Below are 19745 nucleotides of genomic sequence, written 5' to 3' on the forward strand. Positions count from 1 at the left end.
ATGTCGACCATCCGTCCGGTGTTCTACGTTTCCGATGGAACCGGTATCACCGCTGAAACCATTGGGCATAGCCTGCTGACCCAGTTCTCCGGGTTCAGCTTCATTACCGACCGGATGTCGTTTGTCGACGACCCCGAAAAAGCCCGGGAAGCCTGTTCCCGGATCCAGGCGGCGGGGGAGCGGTACCAGGTCCGGCCGATCGTGGTGAACTCCTGCGTGGACCAGAGCCTGAGCCTGATCCTGGCCGACAGTGGTGCCCTGATGCTGGACGTGTTCGCGCCGTTCATCGAGCCGCTGGAGCGTGAGTTGTCCAGTTCGCGCGTGAACCGTGTGGGCCAGGCCCATGGCATGGTCGACTTCGATACCTACCACCGCCGCATCAACGCGATGAACTTCGCGCTGACCCATGACGACGGTATCGCGGTGAATTACGACGACGCCGACGTGATCCTGGTGGCGGTGTCGCGCGCCGGCAAGACACCCACCTGCATCTACCTGGCCCTGCATTACGGGGTGCGCGCGGCCAACTACCCGCTGACCGACGAGGACCTGGAAAGCGACCGCCTGCCGCCACGGCTGCGCAACTACCGGCGCAAGCTGTTCGGCCTGACCATCGACCCGGACCGCCTGCAGCAGATCCGCCAGGAGCGCCGCCCGAACTCGCGCTACGCCAACCTGGATACCTGCAAGCGCGAGGTGGCCGCGGCCGAGGTGATGTTCCAGATGGAGCGGATCCCGACCCTGAGCACCACCCATACCTCGATCGAGGAGATTTCCAGCAAGGTGCTGGCCACGCTGGGGCTGCAGCGCGAGCTGTATTGAGGCGCGCGCCACGACCAACGGTCGTGGCCTACCGATGCTGCGGGAAACCCTCGTGCGTGGTGGGTATCGACCGGTGGTCGATACCGGGCCCCTTTGGCCGGGGCGATCCCGCCCCCACGTTGAAGCACCAACGTGTAGGATCGACCCATGGCCCGAGCCTTGCCCCGCACCGAACGCATTCCCCGCCTGAGCCGGCTGAGCTGGCTCATGGGCCTGTACGCGGAAAACTACCGCCACCTGGTGCGCCTGTTCGAACCGGCCGGACTGGTGGCGGGCAGCTACATTTCCTCGATCGGCGACGGCCTGGATGTTCGTCTGGACGTGATCGAGTGCCACCGTTACACGGTGGAACTGCGCCTGACCTACGACCTGGCCGACCCGGTCACCGGAGAGCCGGACCCGTCGGCCTATGTGCGGCTGTACCGTGACGCCCGCCAGGCCGAGACCACCCACTGCTACGTGGGCCGCCGCTGGCAGGACACGATGGGCCTGTATCCGCCGCCGGCGGAGCTGATCAGCCATCGCATGCGGATGAACACCTTCCTCGGCAAGTGGCTGGAATACCTGGCCGAGCGCGGCCACGGCGTCGCCACCCTGCGCCGTGATCCCGATGGTGCCGGCACGCCCACCGAGCGCCGCCTGTCGCTGGTGCGCTGATCGGCCATAATCCATGGCTGACCTGCCGCTGGATGCTGCCCCATGCCGTATACCCCGATCGTCGCCACCCTGGGCTACGTGCTGTCGCCCGATCGTCGCCAGGTGCTGATGATCCATCGCAATACCCGCCCCGGTGACCATCATCTGGGCAAGTACAACGGGCTGGGTGGAAAGATCGAAGCGGACGAGGATGTGGCCGCCAGCATGCGCCGCGAGATCCAGGAAGAGGCCGGTATCGACTGCACCAGCATGCGCCTGCGCGGCACCCTCAGCTGGCCGGGTTTCGGCAAGCACGGCGAGGACTGGCTGGGCTTCGTGTTCGTCATCGATGGATTCGAAGGCACCCCGCACGGCGGCAACCACGAGGGCACGCTGGAGTGGGTGGACCTGGACAAGCTGGACACGCTGCCGATGTGGGAGGGCGACCGCAACTTCCTGCCGCTGGTGTTCGATACCGACCCTCGCCCGTTCCACGGCGTGATGCCGTACAAGGACGGCCGCATGGTGAGCTGGTCCTTCAGCCGTCTGTAACCTGGCGAATCGTGTGGGTGCCACCCATCCCGGTGGGGGCCAACCGTGGTTGGCACGCTCTTCTGGTTGATTAATGCCCGGGTAATATTGACGGCCGCAAATTACCCGGGCAATATTGGTGCATCGCCTCTGATGCCATTGCCATGCCTGCGTCCCGACTCCCTCCCTTCAGTTGCTTCGACGGCCATCGCCTGGTCGCTTCCGGTACCCCGGAGGTGGCGGCGCTGGCGCTGAAACAGCTGCGCGCCGGCAACGCTGCCGGACCGCTGCTGGTGTTCGACAACGCTACCGGCCGCACCCGTGATTTCGATACGCGTGGTAGCGACGCAGAACTGCTGGCGCGGGTCATCGAAGCGTTTCCCGCCGCCGTCGAGGCGGATGCCGACATCACTGCCGAAGATGTGCCGGCAACCCCGCGCGGCCGTGGCCGCCCCAAGCTGGGCGTGGTTGCCCGCGAGGTGACGTTGTTGCCGCGCCATTGGGCGTGGCTGACCGAACAGCCGGGTGGCGCCTCCGTGGTTCTGCGCAGGCTGGTGGAGGCGGCCAGCCGTGCCGGTGCGGACAAGGACCAGCAGCGCCGCCACAGCGAGCGTGCCTATCACTTCCTGCAGACCATCGCCGGCGACCTGCCGGGTTTCGAGGAGGCGATCCGTGTCCTGTTCGCGCACGACCGGGCGGGCCTGGAAATGGCGTTGCGCAGCTGGCCCGAGGACGTGCGCAACCACGCCCTGCGCCTGGCATTCGAGAGCGCCGACGGCTGAGCCATCGCGCCGTCGTTGAGCGGCGGCGCCACCTGATCGCGGGCCACGGCCCGCTTCCCCTGTGCGTGCTTTGCTGGCGGAAACGCCGGGCAGGGCAGCCCTTGCCCAGAGAGTCCCATGCCCCCCCCTGTACATCCGACACCCCCGGCCGCACCACCGCTGTGGCGCACCTACCTGGCCCTGCTGCTGCCGATGCTGCTGACCAATGCGCTGCAGCTTGCCGCAGGCACGCTGGACAACATCTACCTCGGCCATCTGCTGGGGACGCAGGCGGTGGCTGCCGCCGCAGCGTTCTTCCCGGTCTTCTTCCTGCTGTTGGCCCTGGTAATGGGCCTGGCGACCGGTGCGATGGTGCTGATCGGCCACGCCTGGGGCGCGGGCCGGCCGCAGCAGGCGCGCGCTGTGGCTGGCAGCGCGGTGGCGCTGATCCTGCTCACGTCGGTGCTGGTGATGGTCGTGGGCGGCGGTTTCGCTCCAGAGCTGCTGGTGGCACTCGGTACGCCGGCCCCGATCCTCGGCGAATCCATCGTCTATGCCCGTATCCTGCTGCTGGCGGTACCGGTGTTCTTCCTGCTGTGGCTGGCCACTGCGGTGAGCCGCGCGGTGGGCGATGCGAAGACGCCGCTGCATGCGCTGCTGCTGGCCACGGTGGTCGGCCTGCTGTGCACGCCGCTGCTGATCCTGGGCTGGGCCGGCCTGCCGCAGCTGGGCGCAGCCAGTGCGGCAGTCTCGGCGGCGCTCGCCTCGCTGCTGGCCCTGGCCTGGCTGATGTGGCGGTGGCAGCGGATGGGGCACCCGTTGGCACCGGGGCATGAGTTGCTGCGAGCGATCCGTTTCGATGGAGCACTCATCCGTCCGATGCTACGCATCGGCGTACCGTCCTCGCTGCAGATGCTCAGTCTGGCCGTGGCCGAGATCGTGCTGCTGGGCTGGATCAATCGCCACGGCTATACCGCCACGGCCGCCTACGGCGCGGTCAATCAGTTGATGAGCTGGGTGCAGCTGCCTGCGATGTCGCTGGGCATCACCGCCACCATCCTCGCCGCGCATGCGCTGGGGGCGGGACGTACGGCACGGCTGCCCGCCATCGCCCGCACCGGCGTGCTGCTTGGACTGGTGATACTGAGCGGGGTGGTGATGCTGGTTGTGGCGCTGGCGCCCTGGTTGACTGGCCTGATCCTGGCGGCGACCGACGTGCGCGAACTGGCCACGCAGCAATTGCGCACCGTGGTGTGGGGCGTGCTGGCGATGGGAGGCAGTGCGGTGCTGGTCGGAGTGATGCGAGGCGGTGGCACGGTGTTGTTGCCGGCGTTGCTGGGCATGGCGGCCGTATTGCTGCTGGAGCTGCCACTGGCGATGTGGCTGCAGTCCCGGCACGGACTGGCCGGGCTGTGGTGGGCGTGGCCGCTGGGGTTGCTGGCCATGCTGGTGATGCAGGTGCTCTGTTTTGCTCGCTGGAGGCGGGTGCAGGCTGGGTAGTGCCGGCCGCTTGCCGGCAATCCGGAATCGTCGGGGCAGCCGGCCAGCGGCCGGCTCTACCACTCGGTCAGGCGGGCAGCTTCAGCGCCGCTGTGCCAACAGCAGGTGGAAGTGCTTTTCGCGGGTCTGGCCGTCATTGCCGGCCGCGGATTCCCGGTGGCTGCGCCAGGCCGAGACACGGAAGCCCGATACCCGCAGTGCGAGCTCCACCACATCCAGCTCATGCAGTTGGAAGTCGGCAGCGAATGGCAGGCTGCGCATGAAGCTGGCGTCGCCAAAGGCCAGGCACAGGCGGCCGCCCCGGCGCAGTACCCGCGCCAGCTCATCCAGCACCGGGGCCAGGTTCGGCCAGAAGTACAGGGTGTTGACCGCCAGCGCGGCATCCATCGCGGCATCGGCGACCGGCAGCGCATGGGCGTCGCCGTGCCGCATCGCCGCACGCTCGGCCAACCCGGCGCTGGCCAGCCGCTGGTTGCCGGCCTCGACCATGGCGGTGGACAGCTCGATGCCCAGATAGTGGCTGCCGGTGGCCTGCAGCATCAGCGGCGCGAAGGCCGCATTGCCCGGGCCGACCTCCAGGACCTGTTCACCCGCGCCGACGGCCAGCAGCCCGATCGCGGCCAGGTTGAGTGCGCCGTTGCTGCGGTTCATCGAGTCGGCGACCGCCAACGCGGCCTCGCCATGGGGCTGCCGCAGTTGTGCGGCCAGGGTGGGAGCATCCAGCATCATCATCGTCCATTACAGAGTTTCGGACGTGGCGGCGGCGGGTCCGCCGGTGACCATAGCGCCGACCTTGTGGCTTGGGAAGTAGGGAAACCCCGATGCAGGGTGATGAGGAAATGTCCAACGTCGCAGTCGGTGAGATCTGGTTGTCCACAGGGGGTGTGGATTACGCGTGGGCAACTTTGTGGATAAGCCGCGACAGGCGCCACCCCCCTAGGCTGTCAAGATGGGTGGCGAAAAATTCACCGCTGGTGAGGACAGGTGAGGGAGTGGTGAAGGCTGGGTCCTGCCAGCGCTGTCGCCAGTGGCGGCGCTCGCGGTAACCTGTGGGCCTTGATGCTCCGTGAGACCCCATGAAACGTCACTTCTCGATGCTGCGCGAATTCCAGCTGGCCGACTGGTTCACCCTGGCCAATGCTTTCTGCGGCACCGGTGCGGTCTTTGCCGCGATGCGCTTCCTGCAGGACGGCGAGCGCGGCTACCTGCTGTTCGGCATGGCGTTGATCCCGCTGGCTTTCATCTTCGATGCGCTCGACGGGCGCATCGCGCGCTGGCGCAAGTCCAGCTCTACCCTGGGCCGCGAGCTGGACTCGCTGTCCGACGTGATCTCCTTCGGCGTGGCGCCGGCGGCGCTGGCCTATGCCTGCGGCATGCAGGGCGGCTGGGACTGGCTGGTGCTGAGCTACTTCGTCTGCTGCGGCGTCAGCCGCCTGGCGCGCTACAACGTCACCGCCGAGGCGCTGGCCGGCGACGAGGGCAAGGTCAGGTTTTTCGAGGGCACTCCGATTCCGACCAGCCTGGTGCTGGTGATCGTGCTGGCGATCGCCGCCGGTACCGATGCCATCGGCCAGGAACTCTGGTTCGGCCAGTGGCAGATCGGTCCGTGGCAGCTGCACCCGATGGTGCTGCTGTTCGCCCTGTCCGGGTCGCTGATGATCAGCAAGACCCTGCGCATTCCCAAGCCATGAGCCAGCCCAGCGGAGGCCTGTGATGACCAGCTCGGCCCATGACGCCGGCAGCAGCGATTTCGAAGCCCTGGCGCGGCAGTACTTCGGCGCCTGGGGCGATGCCCTGCGCCATGCGAGCACGCCCGGTGCGCCGGCCGGTGACGACCCCGGCAGCTGGCAGCGGTTGTTCGACTGGTGGGGCCAGCTGTTGCCCGAACAGGGGCAGGGCGCACCGGAAGATGCCGTGCGCCGGTTCCGCGAACAGGCGGGCAGCTGGTACGGCACCATGCAGGAAGTGGCCGCGCGTTTCGCCGGCCGCGACGCCAGCAGCGCGGACGTGGCACAGGCCTGGCGCGAGGCGGTACAGGGGCAGGGCGACGGCATGCTGCAGTGGATGCTGCAGGGGGCCCGTGGCAGCACCCACGCCGGCGCCGCCGTGCCCGAATTCGCCGCATGGCTGCAGCAGTTCCAGCTGCAGGCTGGCCCGTGGCTGCAGAGCCCGGCATTCGGCCCGGGCCGCGAACACCAGGCGCGCTGGCAGGCACTGCTGCGCGCACAGGAGGAATACCAGCAGCATTCGCGCGCCTACGTTGATCAGATCAGGCAGGCGCTGGATGAGGCCTTTGCGCTGTTCGAGCAGCGCCTGGCCGAGCACGAACAGCCCGGCACCCAGCTGACCAGCGCCCGCGCGATGTTCGACCTGTGGATCGAAGTGGCCGAAGAGGCCTACGCCAAGGTCGCCATGTCCGAGCCGTTCCAGCAGGTATATGCCTCGCTGGGCAACGCACAGATGCGCCTGCGCGCCGGCCTGCAGCGTGAGGTGGAACAGATGAGTGAACGCATCGGCCTGCCGACCCGCAGCGAGATGGATGCCGCACACCGCCGTATCGCCGAGCTGGAGCGCAGCCTGCGCCGCCTGCAGGCACAGGTGGCGGTGCTGGCTGGAACTGCCGAGGTGGACCCAGTGGCGCAGCCGGCGCCGGCGAAGGTGAAGCCGGTCGTACGCAAGGCCGCGAAGAAGGCCGCGCCGGCAAAGAAGGCGGCTGCGAAAAAGGCGTCAGCGAAAAAGGCCGCACCTCGCACTTCCACTCGGACGCGTGACCGATGAAGGGGCCGCTGGGCTTCAACGCCGATGACCTGATGCAGGAAACCCTGGCCATGCAGCGCAAGCTGATGGAAGGGCTGAAGCTGCTGCCGCAGGTGGAAGACGTGGACTATGGCGTGACCGCGCGTGAGGAAGTCTGGCGCGACGGCAAGGTGGTGCTGTACCGCTTCGTCGGCGAACAGTCACCGACCCGGCGTACGCCGCTGCTGATCGTCTACGCGCTGGTCAACCGGCCGTACATGGTCGACCTGCAGGCCGACCGTTCGCTGGTGCAGAAGCTGCTGGCGCTGGGCCAGGACGTGTACGTGCTGGACTGGGGCTACCCGGATCGCTCGGAGCGCTTCCAGACCCTGGAGGACTACCTGCTGCGCTACATCGATGGCGCCGTCGATGCGTTGCGTGCGCGCAGTGGTGGCCCGGTCGACCTGCTGGGTATCTGCCAGGGCGGCGTGTTCGCACTCTGCTACGCCGCGTTGCGCCGGCAGAAGCTGGGCAAGCTGATCACCATGGTCACCCCGGTCGATTTCCAGACGGACGACAACATGCTCTCGCATTGGGCGCGGCAGGTGGACGTGGACCTGCTGGTCGACACGCTGGGCAACATCCCGGCCGACCTGATGAATGCCAGTTACCTGATGCTCAAGCCGTTCCGCTTGAACGTGCAGAAGTACGTGGGCCTGCTCGACATCCTCGATGACAAGGCCGCGCTGGAGGACTTCCTGCGCATGGAGAAGTGGATCTTCGATTCACCGGATCTGGCGGGCGAGGCGTTCCGCGACTTCATCAAGCAGTTCTACCAGGGCAACGGATTGATGAACGGCACGGTGCGGATCGGCGAGGAAGCGGTGGATCTGTCGCAGGTGACCCTGCCGGTGCTGAACATCTATGCAGAACAGGACCATCTGGTGCCACCGGATGCTTCGCGCGCGATGCGTGGGCGCTTGGGCACGGACGACTACACCGAGTCCAGTTTCCGTGGTGGGCATATTGGCATCTACGTTTCCGGCCGTGCGCAGCGCGAAGTGCCGGCCACGATCGATGGCTGGTTGAAGGCGCGTGACCTGTAGAGTCGAGCCATGCTCGACTGACCTGGGGGGATGATGACGTACCGGATTCTGTTGATTCTTGCGGCACTGCTGGCAGCGCCGCTTGCCCACGCCGCACCCAGTGCGGATGCACGGCGGGAGATCGCCAAGCTGATCGCTAGCCTGGACGGCTCCCAATGCCGCTTCCAGCGCAATGGCAGCTGGCACGATGGCAGTGATGCGCGTGCGCACCTGCAGCGCAAGTACGACTACCTGCTGAAGAAGGACATGGTGGACAGCGCCGAGCAGTTCATCGAGCGCGCTGCCAGCCAGAGCAGCATGAGTGGCAAGCCCTACCGCATCCAGTGCCCGGGACAGCCTGAACAGACCGCAGCCGCCTGGTTCGGCGCACGCCTGCAGGCCCTGCGCCACCGCACGCCGTAGACATGGGGGCGGTGTAGAGTCGAGCCATGCTCGACTGCTTTTTCCCGCAGCCCAGGAGAACCGCCATGAACACCACGCCGCGCACGCTGTCGCGTTCGTTGAACGACCGCATGATTGCCGGCGTGATGGGCGGCATCGCCCACCGCTTCGGCTGGAACCCCACGCTGGTGCGGATCGTGTTCGTGCTGGTCTCGATCGGCTCGGCGGCCTTCCCTGGCATCCTGGTCTACCTGATCCTGTGGCTGCTGATGCCGAACGAGGCCGATTGAAGACTGCCCCTGAGCCCTGGCCGATCTGGCTGCGCGCGCTGCAGGTACTGGGCGCGGTGTGGACGTCACCCAATTCCCTGATCGGCCTGATCGGCGGCCTGGCCGGCATGCTCGGCGGCGCGACATTGCGCTGGAGCGGCCGTGACTGTGCGTTGGTGTTCGACCGCTGGCCGTGGGGGCCGGGTGGGGCGATCACGCTGGGCAATGTGATCCTGCATACCGGTCATGATCTGGGCATTTCGTGCCGGACCTATGCGCATCAGGCGGGGTGGGGCGTGGAGCCGCTGATCCGGCTGGACGACCACGAACGCGCGCACGTCTACCAGTACATGGTGCTGGGGCCGCTGTACCTGCCGGTGTACCTGCTGTGTGGCGGGGTGAGTGCGCGGAATCCATTCGAGCGCGCGGCCGATCATTTTGCCCGGTTCGGGCACGGCTGGTGGCCGTAGGTTCCAGCCAACGGCGCAGCCCCTCGTGGCGTGGTCGCGGAATACGTTTCATGCGATTGGGCCGGGCGGGATGGGTTCGCGGGACACGCCGTAAACCCTTCCATGGGGGCTCGATGGCGCCATCCATGGCGCCAACGGTCCCGCGAACCCATCCCGCCCGACCTCTGACAGTTTCCGTGCGCGTCCAGCCACGGAGAAGAATAAGAACGGCAAAAGCGGGTCGCGCGCTGCGCTTGCTCGTGTAGAGCCGAGCCCACGCCCGGCTGCTTTCAGGCCAGCCCGCGAAGCCGAGCGCAGGCTCGGCTCTACAACAAAAAAGCGGCCAGCCCACAGGAAACCGGCTTTCCGCGACCAACCAAACCACCCACGAGGGGCTGCGCCGTTGGCTGGAATCCCCCACCGATTCGTTAGCCGGAAGTTAAAGATCCGTAAGCATTCTGCTGCGATCCCGCCGTCATCTGCATGCAACCGATCGTCATTAGCCTTCGTGACGTTCCAGTCAGGTTCGACGCGGTAAGCTCTCCCTCGATGAGCTCGCAGCATCGCTCATCGAGTGCAGTACGCAGTAGCAATTTGGAGGAATACATCACATGGCAATCGTTCTTTATGTCGGTGGTAGCAAGGATGGCGAGAAGGGCGTGGTGCCCTACGGCTTCAGCAAATCCCGCGCCGACACCGCGCTGGGGCCGGAGTTCTACACGGAGCGGTTCATGGAACTGCAGGGTGTCGGCAAGGTCCGCCTGATGGCCCTGGAAGGCATGCGTGACGAGATCGTCATGCAGCGCGCCGCCCGCCACTACCGCTGACCTCCGCAACACGCGGCAGGGCGCGCCCACCATCGCGCGCCCGCGCCGGCATCCCAGCCCAGGGCCAGTCCGAGCCCTCTCCTTGCCAGGATGCCGGCGTCCAATCCGGCCCCGCCGCTGAACCTCGGCCCCTGTCAATGCCTTGTCCGGCTCCGTCGTGGGTTGCCAGAATGGGGTCTTCCCGTACCGCGGCACAGACCTGAAGCAATGCACGACGCCAAGAACGCACAGAGCGCGCTCGCCCAGCAGATCGCCCAGACCATCGCCGATGAGATCGGTGCCCAGTCCGCCCAGGTACGCGCCGCAGTCGGCCTGCTCGACGAGGGCGCCAGCGTTCCGTTCATCGCGCGCTACCGCAAGGAAGTGACCGGGGGCCTGGACGACACCCAGCTGCGCAACCTGGAAGTGCGCCTGACCTACCTGCGCGAGCTGGAGGACCGCCGCGCGGCGGTGCTGGCCAGCATCGGCGAGCAGGGCAAGCTCAGCGACGAACTGCGCAACGACATCCTCGCCGCCGACACCAAGAGCCGCCTGGAAGACCTGTACCTGCCGTACAAGCCCAAGCGCCGCACCCGCGCCCAGATCGCCCGCGAGGCCGGTCTGGAGCCGCTGGCCGATGGCCTGCTGGCCGACCCGACGCAGGACCCGCAGACGTTCGCGGCCACCTTCGTCGACACCGACAAGGGCGTGGCCGACACCAAGGCTGCGCTGGAAGGCGCGCGTGCGATCCTGATGGAGCGCTGGGGCGAAGACGCTGCGCTGGTCGGCGAACTGCGTACCTGGCTCGGCGAATCCGGCGTGATCCGTGCCCACGTGGCCGAGGGCAAGGAAACCGAAGGCGCCAAGTACCGCGATTATTTTGAACACGCCGAGTCGCTGGCGAAGATTCCCTCGCACCGCTTGCTGGCGCTGTTCCGCGCGCGCCGCGAGGAGATCCTGTTCCTGGAGCTGGACCCGGGCAGTGATGCCGAGGCTGGCCACCAGTACGCCGAAGGGCGCGTGGCGCGCAAGGCCGGCGTTTCCGACCAGGGCCGTGCCGCCGACCGCTGGCTGCTGGACGCCTGCCGCCTGACCTGGCGCGCCAAGCTGCATACCCATCTGCTGCTGGACCTGTTCAACCAGGCCCGCGAAAAGGCCGAGGCCGAAGCCATCGCGGTGTTCGGCGACAACCTGAAGGACCTGCTGCTGGCGGCACCGGCCGGCCCGAAGACCGTGCTCGGCCTGGACCCGGGCATCCGGACCGGCTGCAAGATTGCCGTGGTCGATGCCACCGGCAAGCTGGTCGCCACCGATACCATCTACCCGCATGAGCCGCGCCGCCAGTGGGACCAATCGCTGCAGACCATCAAGCAGCTGTGCGCCAAGCACAACGTGGAACTGATCGCGATCGGCAACGGCACCGCCAGCCGCGAAACCGACAAGCTGGCCGGCGAAGCGATCAAGGCCGCTGGCAACCCGAAGCTGCAGAAGGTGGTGGTGAGCGAGGCCGGTGCCTCGGTGTACTCGGCCTCCGAATTCGCGGCCAAGGAGTTCCCGGGCCTGGATGTGTCGCTGCGTGGCGCGGTATCGATCGCCCGCCGCCTGCAGGACCCGCTGGCCGAACTGGTGAAGATCGAACCCAAGGCGATTGGCGTCGGCCAGTACCAGCACGACGTGGACCAGTACCGCCTGGCCCGGGCGTTGGACGCGCGCGTGGAGGACTGCGTGAACGCGGTGGGCGTCTACGTGAACACCGCGTCGGCCGCGCTGCTGTCGCGCGTGTCCGGCCTGTCGGCCACGGTGGCCGAGAACATCGTGCGCCATCGTGACGACAACGGCCCGTTCAAGCGTCGCAAAGACCTGCTGAAGGTCGCGCGTCTGGGCGAAAAGACCTTCGAGCAGTGCGCCGGCTTCCTGCGCATCGCCGACGGTGACCAGCCGTTGGACGCCTCGGCGGTGCACCCGGAAGCCTATCCGGTGGTCGAGCGCATCGTTGCCAGCACCGCGCGCCCGATCAAGGCGCTGATCGGTGATGGCAGCTTCCTGCGAGGCCTGAAAGCAGAACAGTTCACCGACGACACCTTCGGCGTGCCGACCGTTCGCGACATCCTCAAGGAGCTGGAAAAGCCGGGCCGCGATCCGCGTCCGGAGTTCAAGGCGGCGCGTTTCGCCGAGGGCGTCGAGGACATCAAGGACCTGCGCGAGGGCATGGTGCTGGAAGGCGTGGTCAGCAACGTGGCGGCCTTTGGTGCCTTTGTCGATATCGGCGTGCACCAGGATGGCCTGATCCACATCTCGGCGCTCTCCGATACCTTCGTGAAGGACCCGCGCGACGTGGTCAAGGCCGGCGATATCGTCAAGGTGAAGGTGCTGGAGGTGGACGTGGCGCGCAAGCGCATCGCCCTGACCCGGCGCCTGGACGACACCCCCGGGCAGGCCACCAGCCGCCCGGGCCAGCGCGATGAGCGCGGGCAGGGGGCGCGCCGCGACGCAGGCGGCCCGAACCGCGGGCCGAACCGGGGCCAGGGCAATGGTGGCCGTCCCGCCGTGTCCGCGCCCCCGGCCAACAATGCCCTGGCCGAGGCCTTCGCCCGCGCCAAGCGCAGTTGAGGACCGTGTCCCCCGTCACGCTTGATTCGTGGTGAGGGACTTGTCGGTTTTCCCCGTGATTGCGCACACTTGCGCTTGAGGGGAGGCGTTCGGCCACCCCGCTGTCGCTGGGGAGGGCCATGACGCCAGCAGGACCCGTTGTCTTCGTTGAGGGCTGCAGCGTTGTGCTGCGGCCACTGCCCGCCTGTGCGGGCCGCGGGGCGGGTTGATGGCGGGCCAGGGAAGCAACGGCAACGGGCTGCTCGAACGGCGCCTGCAGGAGCTGGCCGAGGAGCGCCGTCGCCTGGCGATGATCATCGACGGCACCGCAGCCGGCACCTGGGAATGGAACGTGCAGACCGGCGAAATGCGGGTCAATGCGCGCTGGGCGGAGATCGTCGGCTATCGCCTGGAAGAGCTGGAGCCGGTGTGCCAGAAGACGTTCCTGAAGCTGGTCCACCCCGACGACATCGTCCTGTCCGATGCGGCACTGGAGGACCATTTCGAAGGCCGCAGCGACAACTATGTCTGCCTGCTGCGCATGCGGCACAAGAATGGCCAGTGGATATGGATCCACGACCGTGGCCGCGTGTTCGAATGGGACGGGCAGGGACGACCGCTGTGGATGGCCGGTGCACACGCCGACGTGACCGAGCTGCAGCAGGCGCGACAGGATGCGGCCGAGAGCCGGCAGCGATTGCAGGCCGTGGTCGACGCATCCGACGAGGTGGCGGTGATCGCGACCGATACCGAAGGCACCATCACCTTGTTCAATACCGGCGCGGAACGCCTGCTGGGATACAGCGCGGAAGAAGTGGTCGGCCAGCGGCGACTGGGTGATTTCCACGATCCGGACGAGCTGGCGGCCTGGCTGCGTCCGCTGGCGGCTGCGGACGGAAGCCTGCCGGGCGCGTTTGAAGCACTCAGCGCTCGCGCCGATGAGCAGACCTATTCACGGCAGTGGACACTGCGGCGCAAGGATGGCCAGCCACGCCAGGTGCGCCTGTCGATCAGCCGCATGGATGGTGCCGGCGGCGCGCGGATCGGTTATGTCGGCATGTCCATCGACATTACCGAGATCCTGCAGGCGCGTGCCGAAGCACGCCTGTCGGCAGAGAAATTCGCCGGTGCGTTCACGTCGGCGGCGCTGGGCATGGCGCTGGTGTCGCTGGAAGGGCGCTGGCTGGACGTCAATGACGCACTTTGCCGGATCCTGGGCTACCCCCGCGAAGAACTGCTGCAGGTTGATTTCCAGCGCCTGACCCATCCCGACGACCTGCAGACCGACCTGGCCCTGGTGCAGGACCTGCTGGCCGGGCGGCGGAGCCACTACCACCTGGAAAAACGTTATCTCGATCGCGACGGCAAGGTGATCTGGGCACGGCTGTCGGTGTCGCTGGTGCGCACCGAGCACGGCGAGCCGCTGCATTTCGTGTCGCAGATCCAGGACATCAGCGCCCAGCGCAGCAGCGAGCAGCGCCTGTTCGAGAGCGAGCAGCGCAGCCGTATCACGCTTGATGCGGTGGCCGACCTGGTGCTCAGTGTCAGCCTGGATGGTCGCATCGACTACGCCAATGCGGCCGCGGTGCGCACCCTGGCCGGTGATGGCGCGCTGTCGCTGGCCGGACACAAGGTGCAGGATGTGCTGGCACTGACCACTGAGTATGCACCCGGTTCAGTGCTGGATGTCTCCGTGCTGCTGGACCCGGAAAGCAACGCAGTGGACCTGCACGCTGACCTGTTGCTGCGCCTGGGCACAGCCACGATTCCGGTTGACCTGACCCGTGCCTGGCTGCGTGATGATGAAGGTCATGTACGGGGCGCAGTGTGGGTGCTGCGCGACGACACCCAGCAGCGCGCGCGCCAGCGCGAGGCGCGCCATCTGGCCGAGATCGATCCGCTGACCGAGCTGAGCAACCGCCGCGGCTTCGAGGTGCATCTGCAGCAGGCGATCACCCGCGTCGAGCGTACCGGCCAGGCCGCCTCGTTGATGTACATCGACCTGGACCGCTTCAAGCCGGTCAACGATACCTGGGGCCATCTGGCCGGCGATGCCGTGCTGTGGGCGGTGGCCAGCGTGCTGCGCCACGGCGTGCGCGATTCGGACGTGGTGGCGCGGCTGGGCGGCGACGAATTCGCGGTGATCCTGTCCGGCTGCACACCGCGTCGTGCAGCGCGCATCGGCGGTGAACTGCTGCACACCCTGGCATCGCTGTCGATTCCGTGGGACCGGGATCGCCTGCATGTGGGCGCCAGCATCGGTATCGCGCCATTGGCGGGCGGGATGAGCGTGGACCAGGCTGTAGCGGCGGCTGATGCCCAGTGCTACCGGGCCAAGGCAATGGGTCGCAACAACGTACAGGTGCAGGGCGAGGCCAGTGAGCTGCCGAGCGACGACATCGACCCGATCGAGGGCTGATCTCAGCCTGTGAGAGGGCGTGCGCGAATACTCCGTGCACTTCCCCTCGTACAGGCGATCCCATGAATGTCTGCAACCCGGTGACGGTGCGTGCCTTCGCTCCGGCCCTGGTCGGTTGGTGCCTGGCCCTGGCCGCCTGCCTGCGTGCGGAACAGCTGCGCGGCGACCTGCACGCGCAGGCCCTGCTGCCGGTGCTGCAGGGCGGCGCGGTCGCCCTGCTGGTATTCACGCTGTCCTGCATCGGTGCCGCCTGCATCGTGCTCTGGCGGGCGGCCAGGAACGCGGTGGAGTGATGCGGTGGATGGTCACCGCATCCCCCATGTCATGTTGCGTCAGCGCAGAACTTCATCCGAACTGACCAGCTGCACGTCGTGCATCAGGTTGAGGTAAGCCTCGTAGTAGCCCTTGTGCGAGGCACCGACGATGGTCAGCATGCGGGTGCCTGGCTGCTGGCCCAGTATGTCGCGTATGTTGGCGACCATGCGCAGGTTGCGGGTTTCCCAGTAGCCCACGTAGTTGCGGCCGAAGCCTTCCGGCGAGGGTTCGACGAGCGTCGCGCCGAAATCGCTGTTGAAGGCCGCCATCACGGCCTCGGGTGCGTTGTAGGCGCGATACATCGCGAGCAACCCATCCGCTTGGTCAAGATTGGCTTCGAGCCGTTCATCGGCCGCCCTGCGCGCTTTGACGAAGGAATTGTCCCAGGCACCGCGTATGGCGGCAGCGTAGGCCTTCTGCTGCGATTCCGGTGTTGGCGAATCCGCAGTGTGGTCGTCGACCGACCACAGGCGCTCCAGTCCCAGGCGTGCGGCAAGGACGCCGGCCACCAGGCCGGCCTCGTTGCGGCGGGTCATGCGCGTGTCGAGGAACCGCACCAGCTCCGGCGTCAGGCTGTCCGAAGCACGTCGCTCTTCCCTGGGCAGCCGCAGCCATTGGACGACTGCCGAGCTGCTTTCGCCCGCGGCCAGGAAGACTGCGGCCAATCGGCGTCGCTGGGCAGCGGTTGGCGCCTTCGGCCATTCCGCAAGCAGGCGTTCCATCTCCACGTTCGCGCTGGGCACGTCCAGGCCGGTGGCGGCCTGCGCCGGGGCCGGATCGACGCAGTAGTCCGCTACGCTCTCCGCGTATCGGGCTGGATTGCGGCGCATGAAGTCACACTGCAGGCCGGACAGGTTCTCCACTGCGATCGCGGTGGGCCGCCAGGCTTCCAGGCGCTGCAGCAGAGGTTCCAGCATCGCCGGCGTGAAGGTCTCCGGCAGGCTGGACAGGTGCGGGCTGCCCAGTACCAGTACTTCGTTCGGGCGTCCTGCGGGCGGTCCCTTCAGCTGGTCCGGGTGGAACGCCGGTCGATAGGCGGTGTCGTTGGCCAGCGCGCTGCTGCTGCACACGGCCAGGAAGAGAAGGCTGGCAAAGCGAGGGAACATGCGATCTCCATGTCGATAAGCGTCCTGCGGGACCTTCATGCTGGTCATTTTCTCCGGCTGGGGAATCCCGCATTGGTCATGTAAACCTTTCTGCCTTGAGCTGCATCCTTCTGCTGAGCGATGCTGTACTCAGCGCTCAGGCAATGCAGAACATGACATCCGACGACTGGACCATCGACAGTCCGCGGCTGCACCTCCGGCCATTCACGCCCGGTGACGCCGACGAGGCATTTGCGGGAATCACGCCCGGGCTGACCCGCTACATGGCCTTCGAGCCGCCTCCGTCGGAGGCGGCGTTTGCTGCGGTCTGGCAGACGTGGCTGCCCACCATTGCCGACGGGACCGACATCACGTTCGTGATCCGCAGGCGCGAGGATGATGTATTCCTTGGCCTGGCAGGCCTGCATCGAGCCGGGGAAGCAGAACCCGAGCTGGGCATCTGGATCGCAGAAGTGATGCATGGGCACGGCTATGGCCGCGAAGCCGTGGCGGCGGTGTGGTCGGCGGCCTCCGAGCGCCTGCGCTGTGCGGCGTTCCGCTACCCGGTGGCGGAACGGAACCGGTCCAGCCGTTCACTGGCTGAGTCCCTCGGTGGGCAGGCGGTGGCACGTGAGCGGGGCGTGAAGTACACGGCAATCGTCTACCGCATTCCGGCTGCAATGCATGGAGTTGCGACGGACGTCGCGGAATCCCGCTAAAGCGGCCGACGGCATCGCCGATACTCCCTCTGGATCCCGCTCCAGTCACCCGCCGCAGGACCCGGGACTGCCCCCGATGGGCGGTCCGCGCAGTGTGTTCCGCCGCTTCCAGATGCCGATCGCACCCGCAGCAGACGCTCTTGGCAGTCGCTCGAGAGGTGCCGGTTGGCACCTGTAGTCCCTGGCAACTGATGTTGCCGCCGGGCATCCCGCCCGTCGGGTCACAACCGCTTACCGGACACCGAGGATCAGACAATGCTCATTCCAGGCTTCACGGCGGGCGCGCAGGCGCCGGCCGAGCTGCATACCCGTTGGTCGCCGTGGCGTGCGCTGCTTGGCGTACTGGCGCCACAGCAACGCACCCGCACAGAGAAGGCGGTGACCGACCGCACCGAGCTGGAAGCGCAGGTGGCCGCGCTGCATCGCGTGCAGGCCGTCATCGAGTTCGCGCTCGACGGCACCATCCTGCAGGCCAATGACAATTTCCTGCAGGCGATGGGCTACCGGCTGGAGGAGATCCAGGGCGGGCATCATTCCCTGTTCGTCGACCCCGAGCAGGCGCGCAGCGCTGAATACCGCGACTTCTGGGCGCGCTTGGGGCGCGGCGAATATGACGCCGGACAGTACCGCCGCTTCGGCAAGGGCCAGCGCGAGATCTGGATCCAGGCCTCGTACAACCCGGTGCTGGACCGCCAGGGGCGGCCGTACAAGGTGGTCAAGTTCGCGACCGACATCACCGCGCAGAAGCTGCAGGCGGCCGACTCGGCGGGGCAACTGGCCGCGATCGCCAAGTCGCAGGCGGTGATCGAGTTCAGCATGGATGGCCGCATCCTGTCGGCCAATGACAATTTCCTGGCCGCCACCGGCTACAGCCTGGACGAGGTGCGCGGGCAGCACCATTCGTTGTTTGTCGAGCCCGAGCATCGCAGCAGCGTCGAATATCGCCAGTTCTGGGAGAAACTCGGGCGTGGCGAGTATGACGCCGGGCAGTATCGGCGCCTGGGCAAGGGCGGGCGCGAGGTCTGGATCCAGGCATCCTACAACCCGATCCTGGACCTCAACGGCAAGCCGTTCAAGGTCGTCAAGTACGCTACCGACATCACCGTGCAGGTGCATGAGAACCAGGCCATGCAGCGCGCCGTGGCGCAGACCCGCGAGGTGGTGGCTGCCGCCAAGCAGGGCGACCTGACCCAGCGCGTGGCCACCACCGACAAGAACGGACCGATCGCCGAACTGTGCGAAGGCGTGAATTCGCTGGTCGAGGCGATGGCGGCCATCATCGGCCAGATCAAGTTCGCTGCGGACACCATCGCAGTCGGCGCGACTGAAATCGCACAGGGCAACAGCGACCTCTCGCAGCGCACCGAGCAGCAGGCGGCCTCGCTGGAGGAAACCGCCGTGTCGATGAAGGGACTGGCCGAGACCGTGCAGCGCACGGCCACCAACGCGCGCCAGGCCAGCCAGCTGGCCGGTGGAGCGGCCGACGTCGCCGCGCGAGGCGGCAATGTGGTGCATGAGGTGGTCGAGACGATGGCGGTGATCAATGCCTCGTCGCGGCGCATCGTCGACATCATCGGGGTGATCGACGGCATCGCCTTCCAGACCAACATTCTCGCGCTGAACGCAGCGGTGGAGGCTGCGCGTGCCGGTGAACATGGCCGTGGCTTCGCCGTGGTTGCAACCGAGATCCGCGAGCTGTCGCAGCGTTCGGCCAGCGCAGCCAAGGAGATCAAGCACCTGATCGATGAGTCGGTTGCCAATGTGGGCGCCGGCACGGCGCAGGTTGAGAGCGCGGGCCGCACCATGGATGAAATCGTGATCAACGTGCGCCGGGTCAGTGACCTGATGACCGAAATCAGCACTGCCTCGCAGCAGCAGAGCGACGACATCCAGCAGATGAATCATGCGGTTGACCTGATCGATCAGGGCACCCAGCAGAACGCGGCCCTGGTCGAGGAGGCGTCGGCGGCGGCGCGCAGCATGGAAGAACAGTCGGCGCAGCTGCTGCAGACCGTGGCCAGCTTCCGCGTGCAGGGCGGGGCCGGGCATCGGCATGGAGCGGCGGCGCTGCACGCGGTCTAGACGCGGCGCCCGGACCAGTCTTCCGTGGTGCCGGTGTCGCCGCGTACGCAGTTGCGGCCGGCATGCTTGGCGCGATACAGGGCCTGGTCGGCGCGTTCGACCAGGTCGCGCGGATCGCGGTCTTCGCCCGGTGCCTGCCAGGCCACGCCGATGCTGATGGTGACGGTGGCTTCAGGGGTGGGCAGGGCTGCGGCTTCGACCGAAGCGCGCAGCCGTTCGCCCAGGCCCAGGGCGTGGGCGGCATCGGGCGAGGGCAGGGCGGCGATGAACTCTTCGCCGCCATAGCGGGCCAGCAGATCGTCACCCCGTTGCAGGCAGCCATCAAGGATGGCAGCCACCGACTGCAGGCGACGATCGCCTTCCGGGTGGCCGTAGGTGTCATTGAGCCGTTTGAAGTGGTCGATGTCGATCATCAGTACCGCCAGCCCGAGTCCCTGGACGAGGCGGCTGCTGCCGCGTTCGCCCGGGTGATGGCGGCACTGGAGCCGATCCGGCGGCCGGCGGAGACCAAGCCCAGACTGACGGATCCCGCTAAGGCT

19 protein-coding genes and 1 pseudogene are annotated in these 19745 nt (G+C 67.1%); 17 read left to right on the forward strand and 3 right to left on the reverse strand.

The genetic code is table 11. The annotated features are described in order from the left end of the window. From ppsR to AC5P8D_RS02180, 5 genes are all read left to right on the forward strand, one after another. Complete coding sequence (gene ppsR / locus AC5P8D_RS02160; protein ID WP_010484909.1) at window positions 1-822, forward strand: posphoenolpyruvate synthetase regulatory kinase/phosphorylase PpsR; 822 nt, start codon at window positions 1-3, stop codon at window positions 820-822. 147 nt (window positions 823-969) lie between these two features. Continuing rightward, on the forward strand, window positions 970-1479 hold the full coding sequence (locus tag AC5P8D_RS02165; protein ID WP_010484911.1) for a DUF1249 domain-containing protein: 510 nt from the start codon (window positions 970-972) through the stop codon (window positions 1477-1479). A 42-nt stretch (window positions 1480-1521) separates the two neighbouring features. Beyond that, complete coding sequence (locus tag AC5P8D_RS02170) at window positions 1522-2010, forward strand: NUDIX hydrolase (RefSeq protein WP_019660268.1); 489 nt, start codon at window positions 1522-1524, stop codon at window positions 2008-2010. Window positions 2011-2153: 143 nt separating this feature from the next. After that, window positions 2154-2771 (forward strand): DUF2239 family protein, encoded by a 618-nt coding sequence (locus AC5P8D_RS02175; protein WP_019660267.1) that lies wholly within the window; start codon window positions 2154-2156, stop codon window positions 2769-2771. A gap of 117 nt (window positions 2772-2888) precedes the next feature. Then, window positions 2889-4250, forward strand: coding sequence for an MATE family efflux transporter (locus AC5P8D_RS02180; protein ID WP_305730444.1), 1362 nt, complete (start codon window positions 2889-2891; stop codon window positions 4248-4250). 81 nt (window positions 4251-4331) lie between these two features. Here AC5P8D_RS02180 and AC5P8D_RS02185 read toward each other — a convergent pair whose 3' ends face one another. Then, window positions 4332-4982: a class I SAM-dependent methyltransferase gene (locus AC5P8D_RS02185; RefSeq protein ID WP_010484920.1), complete on the reverse strand. Its 651-nt coding sequence runs from the start codon at window positions 4980-4982 to the stop codon at window positions 4332-4334. 344 nt (window positions 4983-5326) lie between these two features. Between AC5P8D_RS02185 and AC5P8D_RS02190 the strand changes: the two genes are divergently transcribed. The 10 genes from AC5P8D_RS02190 (at window position 5327) to AC5P8D_RS02235 (ending at window position 15298) form a co-directional block, all read left to right on the forward strand. Further along, window positions 5327-5941, forward strand: coding sequence for a CDP-alcohol phosphatidyltransferase family protein (locus tag AC5P8D_RS02190; RefSeq protein ID WP_235651867.1), 615 nt, complete (start codon window positions 5327-5329; stop codon window positions 5939-5941). A gap of 22 nt (window positions 5942-5963) precedes the next feature. Beyond that, window positions 5964-7028, forward strand: a complete 1065-nt coding sequence (gene phaE, locus AC5P8D_RS02195; protein ID WP_019338202.1) for a class III poly(R)-hydroxyalkanoic acid synthase subunit PhaE — start codon at window positions 5964-5966, stop codon at window positions 7026-7028. Then, on the forward strand, window positions 7025-8092 hold the full coding sequence (gene phaC / locus AC5P8D_RS02200) for a class III poly(R)-hydroxyalkanoic acid synthase subunit PhaC (protein WP_010484926.1): 1068 nt from the start codon (window positions 7025-7027) through the stop codon (window positions 8090-8092). The genes phaE and phaC overlap by 4 nt, the downstream gene beginning before the upstream one ends. A 33-nt stretch (window positions 8093-8125) precedes the next feature. Next, window positions 8126-8494: a YfeK family protein gene (locus AC5P8D_RS02205; RefSeq protein ID WP_495203031.1), complete on the forward strand. Its 369-nt coding sequence runs from the start codon at window positions 8126-8128 to the stop codon at window positions 8492-8494. Between the two features lie 65 nt (window positions 8495-8559). Beyond that, window positions 8560-8763, forward strand: coding sequence for a PspC domain-containing protein (locus AC5P8D_RS02210; RefSeq protein WP_010484929.1), 204 nt, complete (start codon window positions 8560-8562; stop codon window positions 8761-8763). Then, on the forward strand, window positions 8760-9212 hold the full coding sequence (locus tag AC5P8D_RS02215) for a hypothetical protein (RefSeq protein ID WP_010484931.1): 453 nt from the start codon (window positions 8760-8762) through the stop codon (window positions 9210-9212). The genes AC5P8D_RS02210 and AC5P8D_RS02215 overlap by 4 nt, the downstream gene beginning before the upstream one ends. Before the next feature lie 590 nt (window positions 9213-9802). Beyond that, window positions 9803-10018 carry a hypothetical protein gene (locus AC5P8D_RS02220; protein ID WP_005410085.1) on the forward strand — a complete coding sequence of 72 codons (216 nt, stop codon included), beginning with the start codon at window positions 9803-9805 and terminating at the stop codon, window positions 10016-10018. A 207-nt stretch (window positions 10019-10225) separates the two neighbouring features. Continuing rightward, window positions 10226-12607, forward strand: a complete 2382-nt coding sequence (locus tag AC5P8D_RS02225) for a Tex family protein (RefSeq protein ID WP_495203032.1) — start codon at window positions 10226-10228, stop codon at window positions 12605-12607. Window positions 12608-12815: 208 nt separating this feature from the next. Then, complete coding sequence (locus AC5P8D_RS02230) at window positions 12816-15005, forward strand: PAS domain S-box protein (protein WP_019336521.1); 2190 nt, start codon at window positions 12816-12818, stop codon at window positions 15003-15005. Between the two features lie 62 nt (window positions 15006-15067). Next, window positions 15068-15298 carry a hypothetical protein gene (locus tag AC5P8D_RS02235; protein ID WP_495203033.1) on the forward strand — a complete coding sequence of 77 codons (231 nt, stop codon included), beginning with the start codon at window positions 15068-15070 and terminating at the stop codon, window positions 15296-15298. Window positions 15299-15337: 39 nt separating this feature from the next. Here AC5P8D_RS02235 and AC5P8D_RS02240 read toward each other — a convergent pair whose 3' ends face one another. Then, window positions 15338-16426, reverse strand: coding sequence for a DUF5694 domain-containing protein (locus AC5P8D_RS02240; protein WP_049482639.1), 1089 nt, complete (start codon window positions 16424-16426; stop codon window positions 15338-15340). A gap of 152 nt (window positions 16427-16578) precedes the next feature. On the opposite strand from AC5P8D_RS02240, the gene AC5P8D_RS02245 reads away from it, so the two are divergent. Next, window positions 16579-17124, forward strand: a complete 546-nt coding sequence (locus tag AC5P8D_RS02245) for a GNAT family N-acetyltransferase (protein ID WP_043403106.1) — start codon at window positions 16579-16581, stop codon at window positions 17122-17124. A 255-nt stretch (window positions 17125-17379) separates the two neighbouring features. Continuing rightward, window positions 17380-19206: a methyl-accepting chemotaxis protein gene (locus AC5P8D_RS02250; protein WP_049482641.1), complete on the forward strand. Its 1827-nt coding sequence runs from the start codon at window positions 17380-17382 to the stop codon at window positions 19204-19206. On the opposite strand, the pseudogene AC5P8D_RS02255 reads toward AC5P8D_RS02250, so the two are convergent. Continuing rightward, a pseudogene (locus AC5P8D_RS02255) lies at window positions 19203-19724 on the reverse strand (GGDEF domain-containing protein); the annotation flags it as partial. The gene AC5P8D_RS02250 and the pseudogene AC5P8D_RS02255 sit on opposite strands and share 4 nt — an antisense overlap. Window positions 19725-19745: the final 21 nt, after the last annotated feature.

The sequence above is a fragment of the Stenotrophomonas sp. YJH_SMC_101-4 genome (assembly GCF_059370395.1).

Bases quoted from the DNA above. Each gene is read 5' to 3' on its own strand.
- AC5P8D_RS02205 (WP_495203031.1), top strand. From the start codon at position 8,126: ATGACGTACCGGATTCTGTTGATTCTTGCGGCACTGCTGGCAGCGCCG.
- AC5P8D_RS02210 (WP_010484929.1), top strand. From the start codon at position 8,560: ATGAACACCACGCCGCGCACGCTGTCGCGTTCGTTGAACGACCGCATG.
- AC5P8D_RS02185 (WP_010484920.1), bottom strand. From the start codon at position 4,982: ATGATGATGCTGGATGCTCCCACCCTGGCCGCACAACTGCGGCAGCCC.
- AC5P8D_RS02230 (WP_019336521.1), top strand. From the start codon at position 12,816: ATGGCGGGCCAGGGAAGCAACGGCAACGGGCTGCTCGAACGGCGCCTG.
- phaC (WP_010484926.1), top strand. From the start codon at position 7,025: ATGAAGGGGCCGCTGGGCTTCAACGCCGATGACCTGATGCAGGAAACC.
- AC5P8D_RS02170 (WP_019660268.1), top strand. From the start codon at position 1,522: ATGCCGTATACCCCGATCGTCGCCACCCTGGGCTACGTGCTGTCGCCC.
- AC5P8D_RS02245 (WP_043403106.1), top strand. From the start codon at position 16,579: ATGACATCCGACGACTGGACCATCGACAGTCCGCGGCTGCACCTCCGG.
- AC5P8D_RS02180 (WP_305730444.1), top strand. From the start codon at position 2,889: ATGCCCCCCCCTGTACATCCGACACCCCCGGCCGCACCACCGCTGTGG.
- AC5P8D_RS02235 (WP_495203033.1), top strand. From the start codon at position 15,068: ATGAATGTCTGCAACCCGGTGACGGTGCGTGCCTTCGCTCCGGCCCTG.
- ppsR (WP_010484909.1), top strand. From the start codon at position 1: ATGTCGACCATCCGTCCGGTGTTCTACGTTTCCGATGGAACCGGTATC.
- AC5P8D_RS02240 (WP_049482639.1), bottom strand. From the start codon at position 16,426: ATGTTCCCTCGCTTTGCCAGCCTTCTCTTCCTGGCCGTGTGCAGCAGC.
- AC5P8D_RS02220 (WP_005410085.1), top strand. From the start codon at position 9,803: ATGGCAATCGTTCTTTATGTCGGTGGTAGCAAGGATGGCGAGAAGGGC.
- AC5P8D_RS02175 (WP_019660267.1), top strand. From the start codon at position 2,154: ATGCCTGCGTCCCGACTCCCTCCCTTCAGTTGCTTCGACGGCCATCGC.
- AC5P8D_RS02225 (WP_495203032.1), top strand. From the start codon at position 10,226: ATGCACGACGCCAAGAACGCACAGAGCGCGCTCGCCCAGCAGATCGCC.
- AC5P8D_RS02250 (WP_049482641.1), top strand. From the start codon at position 17,380: ATGCTCATTCCAGGCTTCACGGCGGGCGCGCAGGCGCCGGCCGAGCTG.
- phaE (WP_019338202.1), top strand. From the start codon at position 5,964: ATGACCAGCTCGGCCCATGACGCCGGCAGCAGCGATTTCGAAGCCCTG.
- AC5P8D_RS02165 (WP_010484911.1), top strand. From the start codon at position 970: ATGGCCCGAGCCTTGCCCCGCACCGAACGCATTCCCCGCCTGAGCCGG.
- AC5P8D_RS02190 (WP_235651867.1), top strand. From the start codon at position 5,327: ATGAAACGTCACTTCTCGATGCTGCGCGAATTCCAGCTGGCCGACTGG.